The following is a 17,137-nucleotide window of genomic DNA, read 5'->3' on the forward strand; positions in this document are numbered from 1 at the left end:
CATGTCTCCTATGCGGGGGAAACAAACAACTCATTCGCTTCAAAAAATCTTATGTATGTATCTACTGCGCAAATGGCCTCAAAGGGTACCCAATCCCAAAAAATCAGCTACCCTCTACATCAGAAGACATTCAAAATGTATCTGATGCACAACCGATTAAGCTCCTGTTAGTCCTCATGAAACAATATCCCGGTGCTTCCATGAAAACCTATGCGCAGCTATTGAAGATTTCACCAACGTATGTCTCTTCCCTTAAAAGTAAGACGACTGAATTAGATCCCCCTAAGTAAGACTAAGTGTTCAATAAATGGGCGAGCGACCTCATCACAAGTTTCTCGCCCAGAACCATGGATTGTTTGAGTACACTAGCGTGACCAAAGCCATGTTTATTTTGGAGGTCATACAGTTGTTGTCTAGCTACTTCTACCGCTAACACAAAAGACCTCCTATAATTAAGGAAGTCTTTTATGTTTGACCGCTGTGATAGGGCCTACAATAATTCAACTGTAAATACGAAAAAGCATAAAGTCAAGTCCTATGGTGTTACGTTAGTAACAAATTGGGAAATCCCTACAATAACCAAGAAAATGTAGATTAAAACAATTCCCAAAACAGAGTACCCTACAATCTTCCATACTTTCTTCTTATTCAATTCAGAACCTCCAATGGTTAGTTAATGTCTGATGGGTGCTGACCAGTAGTACCCCAAGCTTCGCCTTCAACTTTGTTACCGTTGGCTCTGAATTGAATTACGTATTCCCCTGAAGGCATCCCATTAGGGAATGAATTAAGACTAGTCCACGTTAATGTGTCTCCTTTGCCAACCGTCTTATAGATATATTCTCTCCCGTTACCCTGCAAGCTCCAAGTGAGATTTGATGTTCCTTCATTCTTCACTTTAATCTTTACATGTCCATAACCTTTTTCAACAGTTAAGTCCATCGTCGGACTTGTCCCACCAAGAACCTCATGTACCTCTTGACCAGTTTGTTGGATAACTATATCTCCACCATCCTTCGATACTTTGATTCCCGAAGTAGGAGCAGCAGAGGCTGCCAGTGGAGCTACTGCCGTAAGAGCTAAGACACCCGTAAGAATTACTGCTGTATTTTTCAATGTTAACATACTAACACGTCCATTTCTATTTTTTGTATTACCACACAACAGTAACATATATAAGGTATCATTTGTATATTTTTATTGAAAAAAATGTAAAATGATGCTAAAGCATTATATAACCACATTTATCCTTTCGTTTATAAAATTTCTCTCACTCAAGGCATGTATTTCTATATTTATGAAAATAAGGATTATATGTCTTGGAGGGGTGTATACTTTGAATGACGCGGCAATGAAAAGAAATTTAGATAGCCTAGGGAGAATTGTAATCCCAGTGGAAATAAGAAATCGACTGGGTATCAACAAGAATACAGAAATGGAGTTTTTCATAACTGAAAGCGCTATTGTTATGCGTAGATCAGAAAGTGAATCATGTCTCCTATGCGGGGGAAACAAACAACTCATTCGCTTCAAAAAATCTTATGTATGTATCTATTGTGCAAATGGCCTCAAAGGGTAACCCAATCGCTGAAAGTCAGCTACTTTCTACATCAGAAGATATTAAAAATTTAACCGATGCACAAATGGTTAAGCTCCTGCTAAGCCTCATGAAACAATATCCCGGTGCTTCCATGAAAACCTACGCGCAGCTATTGAAGATCTCACCAACTTATGTCTCTTTCCTTAAAAGTAAGACGGCTGAAATAGATCTCCTTAAGTAAGACTAAGTGTTAAAATAACTGGATGAGCGGCCTAATCACAAGTTTCCCGCCCAATCGGTTATATTTAAGCAATCGGATTTTTTTCTCTTACATAAAAATGACGGTTATATTGATTTATGAGTTCGTCCAGGATCATAGATTGTTTTAGTACACTGGCGTGATCGAATCCGTATTTTGCTTGCAAATCATAGAGTTTTTGCCGATCTTCCTCCAACCGTTGACGCAAAATGTCGTCTCTTATCATAATATATCCCTCCTTTTCATATTTTCAGTTTAGGGAAGTATGTATGAACTTACAAAAAATAATAGTTTGGTATATTTTTTTGTTTAAATCAAAAAAAGACCTGCTCCTATAAGCAGGTCTTGAAATAAAATATTTATTTAATACTAAAGGTTCTTCAGAGTCCTCCGTGGTGTCCTGCCGGCTCATAATTATTTCCATTTCCTTGATATGGGAAAGGGGGGATAATTACCGTCAATAATAGAAAGCTAGTCATCAATAAGATCAAAGCCATTTTACTCTTCATGTGCGTCCACCTCACTTATCAGTTTTTGGTAGGCTGCCGTTGTCTCAGATGAAGCATTCTCTCTAAAAGACTCAAACAGTCTCACACATTCAAGTATATATGACTTATTATTAATTACAGTAGATTTTTCCAGACAGCTTAATAAAAATCTAAAACCATCTGAAAACATCCCCTTATGCAAATAGTAAACAGCCAATTCCTTCGAAAAATGTGTAAAGCGTTCTTGCATGAAATGTTGGTTGTACACACCAACATTTCTTTGTACCTCCAGAAGAGATAAAATTTCGTTTTCAAATTGCTGGAGTACCACATCTACATTTAAATTATATCGATTAGCTGCTTCAATTATGTTATCTAATCCGGGAAGTATCTCTTCTTTGTTCGAAGAGAAATAAGCAACATAATCAGGGAGTACGCTTACGTCGCCAGACATAAGCTTATTCACATAGGTATTAGCACTTGCCCACTCTTTAAATTGATTTTTCCATTTTAGTGTCGTTTCATCGCGTTCTTCCACCCAGCTTAAATCGGCATATTTTTGGATATGCTGGAGCGCTGTCTTATAATCTTTATTAGCATCAAAAACTTCAGCCCGAACTAAATGTGAAAATGACCAGTAAGCAAATAGAGGGTAAAACGGTTTCTTTGTATTTTCTTTCTGTGCATTTTGCTGCTGGAGTCCTAGTTTATATTGGATCTCAGCCAAATCACCCAAAATTTTAGCGAATTTGTTGACTTTTTTCCACTTACGCAATGAGCGATATGTATTCACTAAATCTCTCAACGCATCTAACTGGTCAATTTCATCAAGACGATTAACATAAGTCTCAAACTGTACAGCAGCTTCATAACTTCTCTCTTGGTCATCTCCTTGCCTGCTCTGAAACAGGCGGTACTGACATATAGCCAAGCGCTCCGAATGCTGCTTATTTTCACTTAGAGCAACATTCTCATAAAGTATGGCCGCTGCTTCATACAGTTTTTCTTGGAAAAGCTGCTCGGCAAGTTGGAATAAAGGATCGGCATAGCCCAACTTATCCAATAGCATATTCACGACTTGCTGAATGCAATCCAACTTGTTCAATTTTGCACAATTTTCCAAAAACGGACTCATTCTACGCCAGTTGGGACTAGCATCAGCCAAACATTCGGGGATATAACGTTCATAATAATAACCAACGGGATGCCCCATCGCTTCTGTAATTCGGTCTAGCTGATAGACTGAGAACTTACGGTTTCCATTAACGAGGCTGCTAACTGTGCCGGGATTCATCTTTGCTTTTCTAGCCAGATCGCTAATGTTTAAATCATGTTCGGTCATGTACTTCATCAATTCTGCGAGTATCGTGGTTGTATGGGACAAAATAAACCACCCCTTTAAAGGAAACTTATTAGGATATCAACCTATTTAAAATAGAAACATCAGAATCAAATGATAAAATGTCAATTTCGGAAATGAGTATACCATCTTTTGGGATGTTTTCATATACATTTCAATACGGGATTCTTACCTTTAATGCTTTACCTAATCATAAGAATCCCGCTGCAACAGCGATCGTAAGATCAAATGGAACACGGAGCGGCCTTAGCCATACAATATTTCATCTGAATGTAAAAGGGGATGATTATGTTGGCTACCTTCTCGGCCGCCCTTCAAGTGAAAAAGCGGATGGCCAAGCAAGTCTTAAAAATGTCCGGTGTCCACGGCATCGGCGTTGGGTATAGGGACCCTGCTCGTCCCAAAAGAGGGGCCGCTGTCATTGTGTATACAGATCGGCTGGCCACAGCCTCTACAGGACTTCTGACGGCTACTGCACTAGGCAAGCAAACGAGAGTTCCTGTCCGGATTGTAAGGTCTGGAAAGATGAAAGCCCATGCTGCGGACTACATGACGCGTATACGCCCGGTCATCGCCGGCTACAGTGTCGGGACGATTGAAGGCTCCGGTACAACCGGACTCATCGTTGCCCCAACTGGAGCGCCGGCTACACGTTATCTTTTCAGCAATAACCATGTACTCAACCCGTCCAATACAGACAATCGGGAGGCCTCGCTTCAGCCAGGCGGAGCCGATGGGGGGACGGCTACCCGAGATCGTATAGGGCGTTTATATCGGTATATACGCCTGAACCCAAAGGGAACCAATTTCATTGATGCGGCGCTTTCCTTGCCGACCCGCAACAGCTTGCTCAGTCCGCGCTACGCTACGGTAGGAGTTGTTCCGGGGCATGTGACCGCTTATCGTGTGGGAGAAAAATTCAAAAAGGTGGGCCGCACGACCGGATTGGTGAACGGTACAGTAGAGTCCGTCTATACGGATCTACAAATTAATTACGGCGGAAGCTTGGGGCTGCTGACCTTCCAGGATCAGACTGTTATTAGAGGCACCACCCCTGTATCGCTGCCCGGGGATTCCGGCTCTGTCTGGCTCAGACAGTCGGATAATTATGCGGCTGCGGTCAATTTTGCAGGCACGGCAGATGGTTGTATGTCCATTGCCTTCCCGGTGCAGTGGTTCATGCAGGCGTTTAACACACGGGTAGCCCGCCCCGTCGGGGCAGGCCAGGTGCGCAGAGTAGATACAGGATCATCCCCACGCTCTTATACAAGACAGCTCACCAGCAAGGAATTGGCACGCTTACAGCCAAGAACAACACGGATTAAACGGAGTTAAACGCCCTACAGATGGAAAAGCTGCCGCTAATCACCCCGGTGAAGCGGTCGCTTTAAAAGCTTTCCATAGGAAGGCTAGCTTCGGAAGCACCATCCATCTGCGCAGTGGCAATATTGGTAACCTTTAAGATCGGCTTATATAGCGTGAATGATTCACGATGCAAATCATTCACGGCACAAATCATTCACAAGTTAAACAGTTAATGGCATAAAATAATTACATCCGTTTAATCTGTCCCTTCGGCATACGAGCTGGCTACCTTGTAAAATTTAAAGGCATACGTTTTGCTTTCGCCTGGAGCCAGCGACAGACTGGTGTTGGAAAGATAGCCACGGTTGGTGCTCCTCGACTCTCCGCAGGTCCTGATATTCAAGACCTGCGCCTGTAGAGGAATCAGGGACAAGCAGTAGATAAGGCCCGATGCCGCCAGACCAATCTCGTTAAACGGCAGCGGCAGTCCCCAATCTCCGATTTCCAGCATTTGATAGGAAGTGTTCGTTACTTTCATCTGGCAATGCAGGTAATCTTTAACCAGCGAAGCCCGAGTCCACGCCCCGTTACCAAGACGGTAGGTAAACAATGAGTTCACCAAGCCATTGATGATCTGCCGTATTTTGTTTGGGTGCGTTGGAGCTGTTCATGACATAGTTCGTATTGAATGTGTCTCCTACCAGACGTAAGGAAGAGATATCCCCGTAATCTCCGACCGAGATGGAGAATACATTATTCGATAGCTGTACTGCCATGCTATGTGTGGAGATGGATAGAAAATAGATTCATATATTCCGGTGCATAGATGACAGATTCGAAATCTGGTGACTCGCTGGGTAGCGCGGCTTTTTTCATTTTACAGGTACGTGTATAAAGCCATTGTTACTGCGTCGCATCATCATATAAACTGGACATATGCCGGAATAAGCATTCAGAAGGTGGAGATCGCTATGGAAATTAAGATAGAGTTGCCGAAAATTCCTTCAGACTTACCTGTATTAACCGATGAAATGTACTCCTTACGGTCCAAGGATGAGTTTAACATGGGCTCTGTAGAGGATATGACTATGGATAATGTAGAAGCTACCAGGGTTTCATTTGAGAAGATGATTTTTAAAAATGTTACGATTATGGAATCGTCATTGCCGGAAAGTGAATGGACAGATGTTATTTTCGATAAATGCGACCTGTCCAATATTAACTTTTCGGGTTCCTTTATTCACCGGGTTGAGTTCAGAAATTGCAAGCTGCTCGGAACAGACTTCTCCAGAAGCAGACTCCAAAATGTTCGTTTTGTGGATTGCTTAGGAGATTATTCGCTGTTTCGCTTTGCCAATTTGAAACAGGTTGGTTTTGAGGATTGCTCCTTGATTAGCGCGGACCTTTATCACATGACGCTACAAAAAATCTTTTTTACCCGTTGCAATATGGATCAGGCCATGCTGTCAGGGTCCAGGCTAAAGGGGGTTGATCTGAGCGATTGCGAATTCGATGGACTACAAGTGGATATCGAAGACCTGGATGGATGCATAATCTCTCCGCATCAAGCCTCGTCTTTTGTAGGTTTGTTAGGGCTAGTGATTAAATAAGGGGGATCATTATGTTTCAGTATCAGGAGCAGCAATATGAGGGCATTGATTATAGCGGGAAAGATTTAAGGGAGGGTGAACTTATTCGGTGCACCTTTGAACGTTGTACGTTTACGAACGGTTCGCTGGAGGAAATCATGACCAGCGAATGTCGTTTTATCGAATGTGATTTTCAAGGGGCGTTGTTGAACGGTTCCATTCATACTGAATCGGCTTTTATAAATTGTAGCTTTATTGAAGCCAACCTGTTCGTCTCCAAATTCAGCAATTGTAAAATGACGGGGTCAGACTTTTCGAAAGCAAAAATAGATGGTATTACGCTCGTTCAGGGGGATTGGTCGTATACCAATTTGCGGCAGGCCCGGCTGGAAAAGCAGGATTTGAGAGGAGTACGCTTTTATGAAGCGGATCTCTCAGATGCCAATCTGCAGAAGGCAGACCTCAGAGATTGCGATCTGACCAGAGCTATTTTAGCTCATGCCAAGCTACAGGGAGCCGATTTACGTGGTGCTAATATGGATGGAGTCGATTTTAAAGCATTTGTTGTCAAAGGTGCACGGATGGATCGGGATCAAGCTCTATCGTTCTTGCGCTCGTATGGTGCGAAGGTCGATTGAGGCGGAGGTTCCACTCATTCTTTGATCCTATCCCAGGTCTGGCGCAGGCGGTTAATACCTTCAATGATTTGGTACTCCGTTAAATGGGCAAAAATAAAACAGGCGGATGGGGGGCCTGGTGTTAGTTGGTAATCGGCTGCATCACGCCATGTGACTCCAAAAGACCGTGCTGCCTGCATCAAATGGTGATACTGTGCAGGCTCATGCTTCCAGATGGCGTAGGCATGCAGGCCGCAATCGGTCTGATGCCAGTGAAAAAGTCCACTCAACTGCTGCATTTCACGCTGGAACACGTCGTAACGTGATCTGTACATCCGGGTCATCCGGCGAAGATGGCGAACATAGTCTCCGCGCATCATAAAGCGTGCCAGTGCGCGTTGCTCCAGACGGGCAGCAGGCAGCGGGGCATATAACCGTTTGGCGGCTGTCAGCGCTTGGGCCAGTGCAGCGGGCAGAATAGCGTAGCCCAATCGAAGATTACTGAACATGCTTTTGGAAAAGGAACTGACATAGATTACACAATCCCTGCGATCCAGTGCTTTCAGCGGTTCAATCGGTCGTCCTGCCCAACGGAATTCGCTGTCATAATCATCTTCGATAATCCACGCGCCTCTGGATACCGCCCACTGCAAAATGTGTTGACGTCGTGCTAATGGCAATACAGCTCCGGTTGGAAACTGTCGTCCCGGTGTAACAAACAGTAATCTGGAATCCCAATCCTGCGGAATAATTCCTTGTTGATCCAGCTCAGCGGCTTGTACTTGTCCGCCCGATGCAGTAACCGCACGGTGGATACCGGGGTAACAGGGATTTTCCAGTACAATTGGATCTTGCTCATTAATAAGCAATTGGCATAATAATGTGATCACTTCCATGGAACCACTGCATAATACAACTTGATCCGGGTGGGCCGTAATTCCCCGTGTTCTTCCAACATGCTGACAAATTGCTTCGCGCAACCATACATCACCATTCACAGGTGCTGTCATCAAGGCAGATGAAAGCTTTTGCAGGTCTTTGCCAGCGGTAGCCATTGTGCTTTTCCATGCGGTCAGTGAACTGCCTTCCAACACCACTTCTCCTGCCTGAAAAGAAATCAGGGGTTGTTGAGCCTCATCTTCATTCACAGCAGAAGCAGGAGAAGGCTGTGGCTCTCTTTCCATCTGTATAATCCGTTGTCCCCATGCTGACAGAGCTGGGGTTGTTTGTTTTACAGAAGGCGCTTGCTGGCTCTGCTTGTCGATCGGTGATTTGGTAGGTAGCATCGCTGTCTGCTCAATGACAAAGGTACCTCTGCCTACCGCCGTTTTCACATATCCTTCTGCCAACAGCATATCGTAGGCTTCTGCAACACTGCCCCGCGAAATTCCATACATCACAGCCAGATCACGACTGGAAGGCAGGCGCGTATCGCTGGCAAGTGAACCGTTCAGAATTCCTTCCCGAAGGGCATGATACAATGCCAAGTATTTATGATGATACATTTGAATAGCACGCTGATAAGCAATCGTAATATCCATAACCTTCTCCTTCCATTGGACTACTCATTTTCAATCATATTGGATCTATTCATTGATCCATTTTCAACATAATCTGAAATGTATCGCTGGTCAATAGACGAAAGGAGCATGAGCCATGAGAAGAAAAGAATTTACGGTGGCAGAAGAAGAGGAAATTGAGCAATTTCTGAGCGAGGTCAGCTTCGGATTTCTGGGCATGAATAGCGAGGACGGGTTCCCTCGTGTTGTACCCTTGAATTTTGCTTATGGAAACGGTGTTTTTTATATTCATGGCAGTCGTGTCGGAGAGAAGATGGAACGGATGAAGGATGACAACCGGGTCACTTTTTCCGCTGCCAAAGAGTATGCACTCATTCCGTCTTATTTTACGGATGAACATATGGCATGTCCGGCGACTTCATTTTTTAAAAGTATTACCGTGCGTGGTCATGCGGAGCAGGTAGTGGAGCTGGAAGAAAAGGCGTCGGCATTTTCCATTTTTATGAGTAAGCTGCAACCGGAAGGCGGCTATGATGCTATTGATGCCAGCGATCCCCGGTATGCTTCACGTCTGAAAGGGGTCGCGCTGATCAAGATTGTACCGGATGAGTGGACTGCCAAATTCAAATTCGGGCAGAACGTTAAAGATCAGGAACGTCAACAGATTATCGACGGTTTGCAAAACCGTGGGCTGGATGATGATCTGGCAACCATTGAAATGATGCGCAAATATTGTCCTCACCACTAATCCAGTGTAATTATTCCTGCTCACTCACGGTCTAATTGGTTAATTATACCTTGAGGAAGATGCCCTTAGATTTCAAAACCTTCATTTCTTCTGTATTAGGTCTTTTGAAGGACAGGCGTATATCATCCTCAAGCCCGTTGTTCTTACTGCAAAGGGACTTTATAATACGATAGATTTGTGTAGTAAGGGGGCAAAATCGTGATGAGAACAGGAATCAGAAGTCGGGAAGGTCGACGGTTGTTACTGGAGGCAGGGGCTGAGGAGTTCGCTCAGACCGGTTTTTATCAGACAAAGGTAAGCTCGATTGCGGCGCGTGCAGGATTGACGCAGCCGGATTTTTATATTCATTTTGAGAGTAAGGAACAGATGTATGAGGAGCTTGTCGAGAGCTTCCGTTTGTTGGTGAATGAGACGGTCCAATGTATGGAGGTGGAGCCGGAGCAAAGCCAAGCTGAAATTTTGAGCCGGGGACAAGTGTTTCTGGAATCCGTATTTCGTATGTTATCCAATAATCCGGCGATAACCCGTGTCGGATTTTACCAAGCGGCAGACTCGGTGCGTATCAAGGCAGAAATGGCAGGTCATATTAAAAAAAATCTACTTGCTGCACAACGTCGTGGCTCTTACCGTGAGGAGTTGGACCCGGAGCTGACTGCGGAATGCGTCGTTGGCTTGATTGAACGGTTGACGTTAACCCAATTACTGACTGGACGCGAAAGTCCATCCGTACTTGCCAAGCAGACACGAAACCTGCTCTATCACGGCTTGCTGACACATGAAGGATAGGGGAGCCAATGCTTAAAAGACCTACATTTGGGCGTGAGGAGCGGCATCTGTACCTATCATGGCTGGCATCATACGCATAAGATGCTTTTGTAAACCATGAAGGGAGGAATCAGCATGTCTGGAGTAGGCGCTGGTTATGGAGCTTTCACATCTACAGGAGCGATTCTGGTACTTTTCATTTTGCTCGTTATCATTTCTAAAGCATTCGTGATCTAATTCGTTGCTAAACAATCAGCATTCGAGCGATTTGTTTGTAATCAACGAAGGGAGGAGGAAGTTGAAATGGGTGAAGTAGAAAGAGGTTGCGGCTACGGTGTTTGGACTTCCACTGGTGTGATTCTGGTACTCTTCATATTGCTGGTTATCATTACTCGCACTATTTTCATCTAAATTCTATATCATGGGCTTGAGCGCCGATGCTTCGGCCCTATGGTAATGCAAGCCGGAACAGGAACCGTCTCCAATAGGGGCGGTTTCTTTTTTTTGAAGTTAACGTTGACGTTAACGTTATATAGGTGTAGTGTTTATATATAAACTTTTTCATAAGGAGGGTGTCATGCTTACGTATAAAATTGACGAGGTTGCCAAGCAATGCGGTTTGACCAAGCGAACCATTCGTTATTATGAGGAAATCGGTCTGTTGCCCTCCCCGCAGCGCAGCGAAGGGAATATGCGGCTGTATACGCAGGAGGATGTGGATTTACTAAAAAAAATAGTGAGTGCCAAGGAGGTGCTTGGCTTCTCCTTGCAAGAGCTTCAGCGTTACATATCCGCAGCGGAAATACTAAAGGGCCAGCGGGAGGAATACCGTGAGCGAACGGATAACCTGCTTCCTGCTGAGCGCCGGGAGATGTTGGAGGATATGGAAGCAGCACTGAACGAACAGTTGGAGTTGATGGAGGGAAAAATCAACAGCATCCGTATGCTCCAGACCGAGCTGGAGGAATTGCGGGTCAGGGTTCGTGAGCGAAAAATTCTGCTAGATAAGGAACTTGGCAGCGCCCCGTCATAAGAGGAGCATTCTACATTTAGATTTGGAGGTTACATCATATTATGAGTTCACAACACGCATTACCTGAGGAGTTAAAGTTACCTGATGAGTTAAAAAAACAGGCAGGCTTGCTCTCTCAGCCCAAGGCGGTATGGGCGGTTGCTTTTGCCTGTGTTATTTCATTTATGGGACTGGGATTAGTCGATCCTATCCTCCCGGCAATCGCCGATCAGCTTCATGCCACCAAGAGTCAGGTGTCACTGTTGTTCACCAGCTATAATCTGGTGACAGGCGTGGCTATGCTCATTACGGGCGTAGTGTCCAGCCGATTGGGTGTCAAATGGACGCTGCTGACCGGAATATTGCTCATTATTGTGTTTGCCGGGTTGGGCGGTACAGCCGATACGGTTGGCGGGATTGTGGGCTACCGGGCAGGCTGGGGTCTGGGGAATGCCCTGTTTATTGCTACGGCGCTATCCGCAATTGTCGGTCTGTCCACTTCGGGAACGGCCAAAGCGATTATTTTGTATGAGGCGGCCCTGGGTCTCGGGATTTCGGTCGGCCCGCTGCTTGGCGGTGAGTTAGGCTCCATTTCTTGGCGCGGTCCGTTCTTCGGTGTAGCTGCATTGATGGTTGTGGGATTTTTGTTCATTACATTTATGCTGCCTACGATTCCAAAGCCTAAAAAGCGCGGCTCGATTGCTGATCCGTTCAAAGCACTCACTTATCCTGCCTTGCTAACGCTGGGCGTTGTAGCTTTGTTGTATAACTTCGGATTTTTTACACTGATGGCGTATTCTCCATATGTGATGCATCTGGACGAGCATGGTTTGGGCTATGTCTTTTTCGGCTGGGGAATTATGCTTGCCTTTACCTCGGTGTTTGTAGCACCGAAGATTCAAGCTCGCTTTAGCGTGGTATCTTCCATTAGTGTCATGCTAACGCTGTTTGCCATTGATTTAGGCGTCATGGCGATAGGGACGGTCGCAGGCTCACCGACGATTGTCATTGTGGCGGTCATCTTGGCTGGTATTTTTCTGGGGATTAACAATACATTGATCACCACGGCTGTGATGCAGGCTGCTCCGGTGGAGCGCTCCACAGCATCTGCGGCCTACAGCTTTATGCGCTTTTTGGGTGGGGCGATCTCACCGTGGCTTGCAGGAAAGCTGTCCGAGTGGTATACGGCGGAAACTCCATTTTATTTTGGCGCATTGATGGTACTGCTGGGTGTAGTGGTGCTGATCGTACGTCGTCGACATATGCAGGATATACAGATTGATGCTCACTAAGAATGAACTTCTGAGGGGGAAAAGAGTATGAGCGAATACCAACATATTCTGGTCGCGATCGATGGTTCGGAACAGGCTATGAAGGCGTTGGAGACAGCCAAAGCGCTGTCTAAACAGCTTCAGGGTGGACCGCGTCTGACCGTATTGCATGTGAATCCGGCTTTATCCATGAATGAACCTCCGATTGGGGTGGATGTGGATGAGCGAATTGAGGAGGAAGGACGTCATATATTGGAGCCAGCATCTGATTATTTGAAGGACGAGGGTATTTCTTACCGCGTGCTGGTGGGTCATGGTGACCCGGCGAGTGTTATTTGCAAAAGTGCAGAGCAGGAGCAGGTGGATCTGATTATTATGGGAACACGGGGCAAAGGGCTGGTTTCCGAAATGATCCTGGGAAGCGTCAGCCATCATGTGATCCAGCATGCGCCCTGCCCTGTGCTGACGGTAAAATAAGCGGTAAAAAAAGCCTGTCTGAAAAGGGAAGGAGATACGCATGATGCGTATAACCTCCCCAGATCAGCCGGGCTTTTTTAGTAAGGATATTCAGCGCAAAACTTTTCGAACCCACTTGAGTTTATCTCCGTAAGGCGGGAATAGAAGCTTGTTGTTGATCTTGGAGTTTTTCTTCATCTTCATGTTCAACCTGTTTATCTTCTGTAAATAAATACAGTGCCAGTGGCTTCGGATGATCCATTACCGTCTGGATGGCCTCTTCCAACTGTTCAAATTCCAGCATCGGCAGGATCGGACCGAATATTTCATCCTGCATCGCAGCATCAGACCAGGATTGGGACTCCAGAAGGGTAGGCTCAATATAGAGGTCTTCCCGAATCGTTGTGCCCCCAAAGCGTATATTCTCTCGATCCTGCTCAATCATGGCAGCCAATCGGTCAAACTGGCGCTCATTAACGATACGGCCGTAATCGCTGCTTTGCTGAGCATCCTGACCATAAAAGCTTGTAATTGCAGCTTTCATCTGCTCCATTAGTTCCTGCTTAACCTCTTTATGCACAAGCACATAATCGGGGGCAATGCAGGTCTGCCCTGTATTCATCATTTTCCCCCAAATAATACGTTTGGCGGCCATTTCGATCTTTGCGGATCGATCTACAATGACCGGACTTTTTCCCCCAAGCTCCAGAGTGACAGGTACCAGATTTTTGGCCGCCGCCTCCATGACAATTTTGCCAACCCCCACGCTTCCTGTGAAGAAAATATAATCAAACGGGGCGTTAATCAACGCGGAAGTGACTTCCTTTTCGCCTTCAATCACCCGGATATAAGACTCATCGAAGGTTTCATGTATCAGCTTCTTGATGACGGCGGCAACGGCAGGCGTATTTTCGGATGGCTTCAGAACGACTCCGTTCCCTCCGGCGATGGCACCAATGAGCGGCTCAATTAACAATTGAAATGGATAGTTAAACGGCCCGACAATCAGTACCGTTCCGTAAGGCTCCTTGTACATATAGCTTTTGGTTAGCGGATGATAAATAGGTGTTTTTACCCTTTGGGGCTTCATCCACTTCTTGAGGTGCTTTGTCATATATCGAATACTGTCCAGAGTAAAGCCGATTTCGGTGGTATAGGCTTCAAATTCATTTTTGCGTAAATCCTGAAATAAGGCGGTCATAATCGGTTGCTCATAACGTTGGATGGCATGGGCCAGCTTCCGTAACTGCTCCAGCCGAAACTCAACACTACGGGTTTGCCCACTCTGAAAAAATTGACGATGCTGCTGTAAAATGTGGCTGACCTGCTCTGATGTTAGCTGCTCCATAAAGTACATATCCCTCCTATTCAGCCTTTTATTAAAGGCAGTCCCGTTCCAGCGTTGTGACTAGGTTTTTCAATAGCTGTATCGAATGATCCAAGGCTAAAAAATAATGGTGCTCCGTGCCTCGTTGTTCCAGTTGGACGACTCCCGCATTCTTCAGAAGCTTCAAATGGTGGGAAACGGCAGGCCGTGACAAAACCAAATGCTCCGTAATAGCGTTGACGGTCATCTTGCCATTCTCTGAAAGTAAGAGCAAAATATCCTGACGGTGCGGTTCGCTTAAAGTCTGAAAAGTAGGAATGCATGCTCGAAGCAGCTCGATTGCTTGTTTTCCCATATTTATAGTATCTCCTTAAATGTTTAATCATTTAAACCTAATGGAAGGAGTATAGTCTTTTTGATTTGAGTATTCAAGTCGAGCAAAAAGAATAGCATACAAAATAACACTAGATACAAAGAACCACCGGATACAGGTTATTTCGCCTGAATATCATCCAGTAGTTCTTTATGCCTAGTATTAAATTCTCGCCCTGGACATCCATTGTTTTTTGTCGGTTAGCTATGATGCTGCGTATCATGGTTCAAAAGCATCTGTACATGAAGACATTTGTGAAGTATACCTATGTAGGATAGCAAGCTGTAGTTATAGCATTTTTTTGAGCTGGGATATACGGGCTTGGGAAACGTCAAGTATCTTTGCATATTCGTGCTGTGCTGCATTGGGTTGTTTTTGCATCAATTCTTTTAGGCTTTCGATCATCTGTTGCGTTGATCGACGCAAACGTTTGGATTGCTTCAATGGCCTTTCCCTGCTGGAGAAAGTCGATTTGGACGGCCTGGTGATAGGGCTGAAATCCGTACCATTTTTCAAATCACGAATACATTCCCCACAAATAAAGCTGTCTCTAAAATAAGTCAATTGCTCCGCCGAACCACACATTTTACACGTCACCCCGGTATATTTTCGTAAGGCGAGAGTACCCGTTTCCTCATCAGCGAAAATCTCAACAGGATCACCCATCTTGTAATCCATTGAAATTCGCATCTCTTTGGGAATGACGATACGACCTAACGAATCTAAGGGACGTGTCATACCTGTATTTTTCAAATGATAACCTCCTTTTTTTATATCCTTATAATACTAAATAAAGGGGAGAAAAAAGAATAGGCTTAGAGAAGCAATAGTATATATTAAGTAAACTATTGAAAAGTATACAAAAAAATTCTATAAAATGGTATACTTTTTTGTAGAAAAAACGATAATTTCAGCACAGCTTGCGTCTAATAGCAGATTGTAATCGGATTTGTGCCACAGAGCAGTAACGTAACTTTATCCTATGAACGTCAAAGGGGGGGGATTGTGAACCATACAACGACGATTCGAGCAGAGCTTGATACATACATATATCACGCCTAACTGGCGGAGGGTCAGACCATTCTTGTATAATTGCGCAGAGTTGGACAAGCTGAACTGTATTCAGCAAATGGCCGATTTATTAATGGACAATCTGGTGTATTGTTTACAATGAACACTGGAGACGACCACAGCGCAATTTGCGCGTCTTGGATATGAATTGGCTTATTACTATTTACATAAAGGGAGCTCTACGATCTGCAATCGAAATACGGATTAGAACATGCACTTGTACTCAATCAATCTATGATTCTGGGGCGAGAAACCTTCGTGGGCTACTCGCTCTTTTTAGTATATTTCTCAATACTTTGCACTCTTTTCTATGAAAACCTATACTTATAGTTAAAGCTAACTTTAAGAACTACAACAAAAACGAGGAGGGGAATGACCATGTACTCCATCAGAGAAGTTCAAATCAAGAGCGGACTGCCTGCATCTACACTTCGTTATTATGAAAAAGAGGGGATATTACCTGAAGTGGGGCGGGATGAAGGCGGGAGAAGAGTATATACGGAAAAACAAATTGACTGGATCAGGTTTGTTATGGCTATGAAAGATACGGGGATGACGATTGAAGAGATTAAGGCATACCTTGAGCTTAATGCGAAAGGCGAAGCCGCCGTTCATGAAAGAAGAGATCTTCTCGTAGCTCATAAGAAAAAGGTAGAAGAACATATGGCCCAAACACAACACAATTTGGAGAAAATCATTCAGAAGATCGCTTACTATGATCATGTGGTTATGGGGAAAAACTTCTCTTAACCAAGCATTTGCTGCAAAGGTAAAAAAGCCAAAGCCGTTTGCTTAAAAAGCAAACGGCTCTTCGGAGGGAGCAGGGCACTATATATTTCTGGTAACCTCATACGCATCCCAGACAGCGTACATAATATTTTGTACTTGCTTGGCATCTCCGATTAAGTAGGCCTCGGAAACGTCATTTTGGATGTCTTCATAAAGCGATTGTTGAGGAGTATATCCTACAGCCAGAATCGCTGAATCGGCCTTTAAAATCGTTTCTTCACCATCTTTGTTTTTAAGAACATATTCTTGATCGTTGGCATCGACAATTTTGGTGTTGGTCAGGAGATGGATATCCTTAAATGCAACAAGGTCACGCAGCATATCTTCATTTGCATGGCACAGGGGTCCGCCTACGGTTAAAATATCTTCTTGCATTTCCACCAAGGTTACTTTTTTACCTTGATCAGCAAGCCAGAGTGCAGTTTCACATCCCACAAGCCCGCCCCCGACAATTACAGTGGAAGCACCGGGATCTTTTTTCCCAAGCAAAACCTCTTCTGCCGAATACACCTTGGTAGACATGCCGATGGAGAAGGTTTTTGGAGAGGAGCCGGTAGCAAAGATAACGACATCTGCTGCATATTCCTTTACGGTAGTCCGGTTAACCTCGGTGTTCAATCGGACGTCAACGTTTAAATCCTTTAATT

The 17,137-nt window shown here is 44.7% G+C and carries 19 protein-coding genes and 3 pseudogenes; 13 read left to right on the plus strand and 9 right to left on the minus strand.

Annotation, left to right across the window (positions count from 1 at the left end):
* Nucleotides 1-290 (plus strand): annotated as a pseudogene (locus C1I60_RS24810) (hypothetical protein); the annotation flags it as partial.
* A gap of 379 nt (nt 291-669) precedes the next feature.
* Here C1I60_RS24810 and C1I60_RS09615 read toward each other — a convergent pair.
* A complete protein-coding gene (locus tag C1I60_RS09615; RefSeq protein WP_137061512.1) occupies nt 670-1,125 on the minus strand; it encodes a hypothetical protein in 456 nt (151 codons plus the stop codon).
* A 226-nt stretch (nt 1,126-1,351) separates the two neighbouring features.
* Here C1I60_RS09615 and C1I60_RS26295 point away from each other — a divergent pair, with 226 nt between their 5' ends.
* Nucleotides 1,352-1,579 (plus strand): AbrB/MazE/SpoVT family DNA-binding domain-containing protein, encoded by a 228-nt coding sequence (locus tag C1I60_RS26295; protein WP_353505565.1) that lies wholly within the window; start codon nt 1,352-1,354, stop codon nt 1,577-1,579.
* Nucleotides 1,580-1,845: 266 nt separating this feature from the next.
* Here the strand turns inward: C1I60_RS26295 and C1I60_RS09625 are convergent, their stop codons facing one another.
* Nucleotides 1,846-2,025, minus strand: a complete 180-nt coding sequence (locus C1I60_RS09625) for an aspartyl-phosphate phosphatase Spo0E family protein (protein ID WP_137061514.1) — start codon at nt 2,023-2,025, stop codon at nt 1,846-1,848.
* A 272-nt stretch (nt 2,026-2,297) separates the two neighbouring features.
* A complete protein-coding gene (locus C1I60_RS09630; RefSeq protein WP_252361652.1) occupies nt 2,298-3,671 on the minus strand; it encodes a helix-turn-helix domain-containing protein in 1,374 nt (457 codons plus the stop codon).
* A 264-nt stretch (nt 3,672-3,935) separates the two neighbouring features.
* Between C1I60_RS09630 and C1I60_RS09635 the strand changes: the two genes are divergently transcribed.
* Entirely contained in the window at nt 3,936-4,982 is a 1,047-nt protein-coding gene (locus tag C1I60_RS09635) for a hypothetical protein (protein ID WP_137061516.1), read from the plus strand.
* 241 nt (nt 4,983-5,223) lie between these two features.
* Here the strand turns inward: C1I60_RS09635 and C1I60_RS09640 are convergent.
* Nucleotides 5,224-5,728: pseudogene (locus C1I60_RS09640) on the minus strand (DUF5695 domain-containing protein); the annotation flags it as partial.
* Between the two features lie 195 nt (nt 5,729-5,923).
* On the opposite strand from C1I60_RS09640, the gene C1I60_RS09645 reads away from it, so the two are divergent.
* The gene (locus C1I60_RS09645; protein ID WP_137061517.1) at nt 5,924-6,562 is read left to right on the plus strand and encodes a pentapeptide repeat-containing protein; all 639 of its coding nucleotides are present in this window, start codon (nt 5,924-5,926) and stop codon (nt 6,560-6,562) included.
* 11 nt (nt 6,563-6,573) lie between these two features.
* Nucleotides 6,574-7,179, plus strand: a complete 606-nt coding sequence (locus C1I60_RS09650; RefSeq protein ID WP_137061518.1) for a pentapeptide repeat-containing protein — start codon at nt 6,574-6,576, stop codon at nt 7,177-7,179.
* Nucleotides 7,180-7,193: 14 nt separating this feature from the next.
* Here the strand turns inward: C1I60_RS09650 and pdxR are convergent, their stop codons facing one another.
* The gene (gene pdxR / locus C1I60_RS09655) at nt 7,194-8,699 is read right to left on the minus strand and encodes a MocR-like pyridoxine biosynthesis transcription factor PdxR (protein ID WP_137061519.1); all 1,506 of its coding nucleotides are present in this window, start codon (nt 8,697-8,699) and stop codon (nt 7,194-7,196) included.
* A 115-nt stretch (nt 8,700-8,814) separates the two neighbouring features.
* Here pdxR and C1I60_RS09660 point away from each other — a divergent pair, with 115 nt between their 5' ends.
* The 6 genes from C1I60_RS09660 (at nt 8,815) to C1I60_RS09680 (ending at nt 12,951) form a co-directional block, all read left to right on the plus strand.
* Nucleotides 8,815-9,426: a pyridoxamine 5'-phosphate oxidase family protein gene (locus C1I60_RS09660; protein ID WP_137061520.1), complete on the plus strand. Its 612-nt coding sequence runs from the start codon at nt 8,815-8,817 to the stop codon at nt 9,424-9,426.
* Nucleotides 9,427-9,627: 201 nt separating this feature from the next.
* The gene (locus C1I60_RS09665; RefSeq protein WP_137061599.1) at nt 9,628-10,212 is read left to right on the plus strand and encodes a TetR family transcriptional regulator; all 585 of its coding nucleotides are present in this window, start codon (nt 9,628-9,630) and stop codon (nt 10,210-10,212) included.
* Nucleotides 10,213-10,326: 114 nt separating this feature from the next.
* A complete protein-coding gene (locus C1I60_RS24815; protein WP_014599460.1) occupies nt 10,327-10,428 on the plus strand; it encodes a hypothetical protein in 102 nt (33 codons plus the stop codon).
* Between the two features lie 340 nt (nt 10,429-10,768).
* Nucleotides 10,769-11,224, plus strand: a complete 456-nt coding sequence (locus C1I60_RS09670; protein ID WP_137061521.1) for a MerR family transcriptional regulator — start codon at nt 10,769-10,771, stop codon at nt 11,222-11,224.
* Nucleotides 11,225-11,265: 41 nt separating this feature from the next.
* On the plus strand, nt 11,266-12,495 hold the full coding sequence (locus C1I60_RS09675) for an MFS transporter (RefSeq protein WP_137061522.1): 1,230 nt from the start codon (nt 11,266-11,268) through the stop codon (nt 12,493-12,495).
* Nucleotides 12,496-12,522: 27 nt separating this feature from the next.
* On the plus strand, nt 12,523-12,951 hold the full coding sequence (locus C1I60_RS09680; RefSeq protein WP_137061523.1) for a universal stress protein: 429 nt from the start codon (nt 12,523-12,525) through the stop codon (nt 12,949-12,951).
* A gap of 121 nt (nt 12,952-13,072) precedes the next feature.
* Here C1I60_RS09680 and C1I60_RS09685 read toward each other — a convergent pair whose 3' ends face one another.
* From C1I60_RS09685 to C1I60_RS09695, 3 genes are all read right to left on the minus strand, one after another.
* Nucleotides 13,073-14,278 (minus strand): aldehyde dehydrogenase family protein, encoded by a 1,206-nt coding sequence (locus tag C1I60_RS09685; protein ID WP_434784385.1) that lies wholly within the window; start codon nt 14,276-14,278, stop codon nt 13,073-13,075.
* Between the two features lie 31 nt (nt 14,279-14,309).
* On the minus strand, nt 14,310-14,612 hold the full coding sequence (locus C1I60_RS09690) for an ArsR/SmtB family transcription factor (protein ID WP_137061524.1): 303 nt from the start codon (nt 14,610-14,612) through the stop codon (nt 14,310-14,312).
* Nucleotides 14,613-14,918: 306 nt separating this feature from the next.
* Entirely contained in the window at nt 14,919-15,383 is a 465-nt protein-coding gene (locus C1I60_RS09695) for an AbrB/MazE/SpoVT family DNA-binding domain-containing protein (protein ID WP_137061525.1), read from the minus strand.
* 274 nt (nt 15,384-15,657) lie between these two features.
* Here C1I60_RS09695 and C1I60_RS26425 point away from each other — a divergent pair.
* Both C1I60_RS26425 and C1I60_RS09700 read left to right on the plus strand, forming a co-directional pair.
* Nucleotides 15,658-15,792 (plus strand): annotated as a pseudogene (locus C1I60_RS26425) (transcriptional regulator); the annotation flags it as partial.
* 287 nt (nt 15,793-16,079) lie between these two features.
* Entirely contained in the window at nt 16,080-16,451 is a 372-nt protein-coding gene (locus C1I60_RS09700) for a MerR family transcriptional regulator (protein WP_137061526.1), read from the plus strand.
* A gap of 78 nt (nt 16,452-16,529) precedes the next feature.
* On the opposite strand, the gene C1I60_RS24820 is transcribed toward C1I60_RS09700, so the two are convergent.
* Nucleotides 16,530-17,137 (minus strand): NAD(P)/FAD-dependent oxidoreductase (locus C1I60_RS24820; RefSeq protein WP_212734456.1); only part of this gene is annotated, 608 nt, incomplete at its 5' end.

It is taken from the genome of Paenibacillus terrae (assembly GCF_005217525.1).
Taxonomy (GTDB): domain Bacteria; phylum Bacillota; class Bacilli; order Paenibacillales; family Paenibacillaceae; genus Paenibacillus; species Paenibacillus terrae_C.

What these genes read in the sequence shown, in the direction of transcription:
- C1I60_RS09675 (WP_137061522.1), top strand. Translation starts at nt 11,266, where the DNA reads ATGAGTTCACAACACGCATTACCTGAGGAGTTAAAGTTACCTGATGAG.
- C1I60_RS09690 (WP_137061524.1), bottom strand. Translation starts at nt 14,612, where the DNA reads ATGGGAAAACAAGCAATCGAGCTGCTTCGAGCATGCATTCCTACTTTT.
- C1I60_RS09700 (WP_137061526.1), top strand. Translation starts at nt 16,080, where the DNA reads ATGTACTCCATCAGAGAAGTTCAAATCAAGAGCGGACTGCCTGCATCT.
- C1I60_RS09685 (WP_434784385.1), bottom strand. Translation starts at nt 14,278, where the DNA reads ATGGAGCAGCTAACATCAGAGCAGGTCAGCCACATTTTACAGCAGCAT.
- C1I60_RS09625 (WP_137061514.1), bottom strand. Translation starts at nt 2,025, where the DNA reads ATGATAAGAGACGACATTTTGCGTCAACGGTTGGAGGAAGATCGGCAA.
- C1I60_RS26295 (WP_353505565.1), top strand. Translation starts at nt 1,352, where the DNA reads ATGAAAAGAAATTTAGATAGCCTAGGGAGAATTGTAATCCCAGTGGAA.
- C1I60_RS09660 (WP_137061520.1), top strand. Translation starts at nt 8,815, where the DNA reads ATGAGAAGAAAAGAATTTACGGTGGCAGAAGAAGAGGAAATTGAGCAA.
- C1I60_RS09650 (WP_137061518.1), top strand. Translation starts at nt 6,574, where the DNA reads ATGTTTCAGTATCAGGAGCAGCAATATGAGGGCATTGATTATAGCGGG.
- C1I60_RS09680 (WP_137061523.1), top strand. Translation starts at nt 12,523, where the DNA reads ATGAGCGAATACCAACATATTCTGGTCGCGATCGATGGTTCGGAACAG.
- C1I60_RS09665 (WP_137061599.1), top strand. Translation starts at nt 9,628, where the DNA reads ATGAGAACAGGAATCAGAAGTCGGGAAGGTCGACGGTTGTTACTGGAG.
- C1I60_RS24815 (WP_014599460.1), top strand. Translation starts at nt 10,327, where the DNA reads ATGTCTGGAGTAGGCGCTGGTTATGGAGCTTTCACATCTACAGGAGCG.
- C1I60_RS09615 (WP_137061512.1), bottom strand. Translation starts at nt 1,125, where the DNA reads ATGTTAACATTGAAAAATACAGCAGTAATTCTTACGGGTGTCTTAGCT.
- C1I60_RS09635 (WP_137061516.1), top strand. Translation starts at nt 3,936, where the DNA reads ATGTTGGCTACCTTCTCGGCCGCCCTTCAAGTGAAAAAGCGGATGGCC.
- C1I60_RS09645 (WP_137061517.1), top strand. Translation starts at nt 5,924, where the DNA reads ATGGAAATTAAGATAGAGTTGCCGAAAATTCCTTCAGACTTACCTGTA.
- pdxR (WP_137061519.1), bottom strand. Translation starts at nt 8,699, where the DNA reads ATGGATATTACGATTGCTTATCAGCGTGCTATTCAAATGTATCATCAT.
- C1I60_RS09670 (WP_137061521.1), top strand. Translation starts at nt 10,769, where the DNA reads ATGCTTACGTATAAAATTGACGAGGTTGCCAAGCAATGCGGTTTGACC.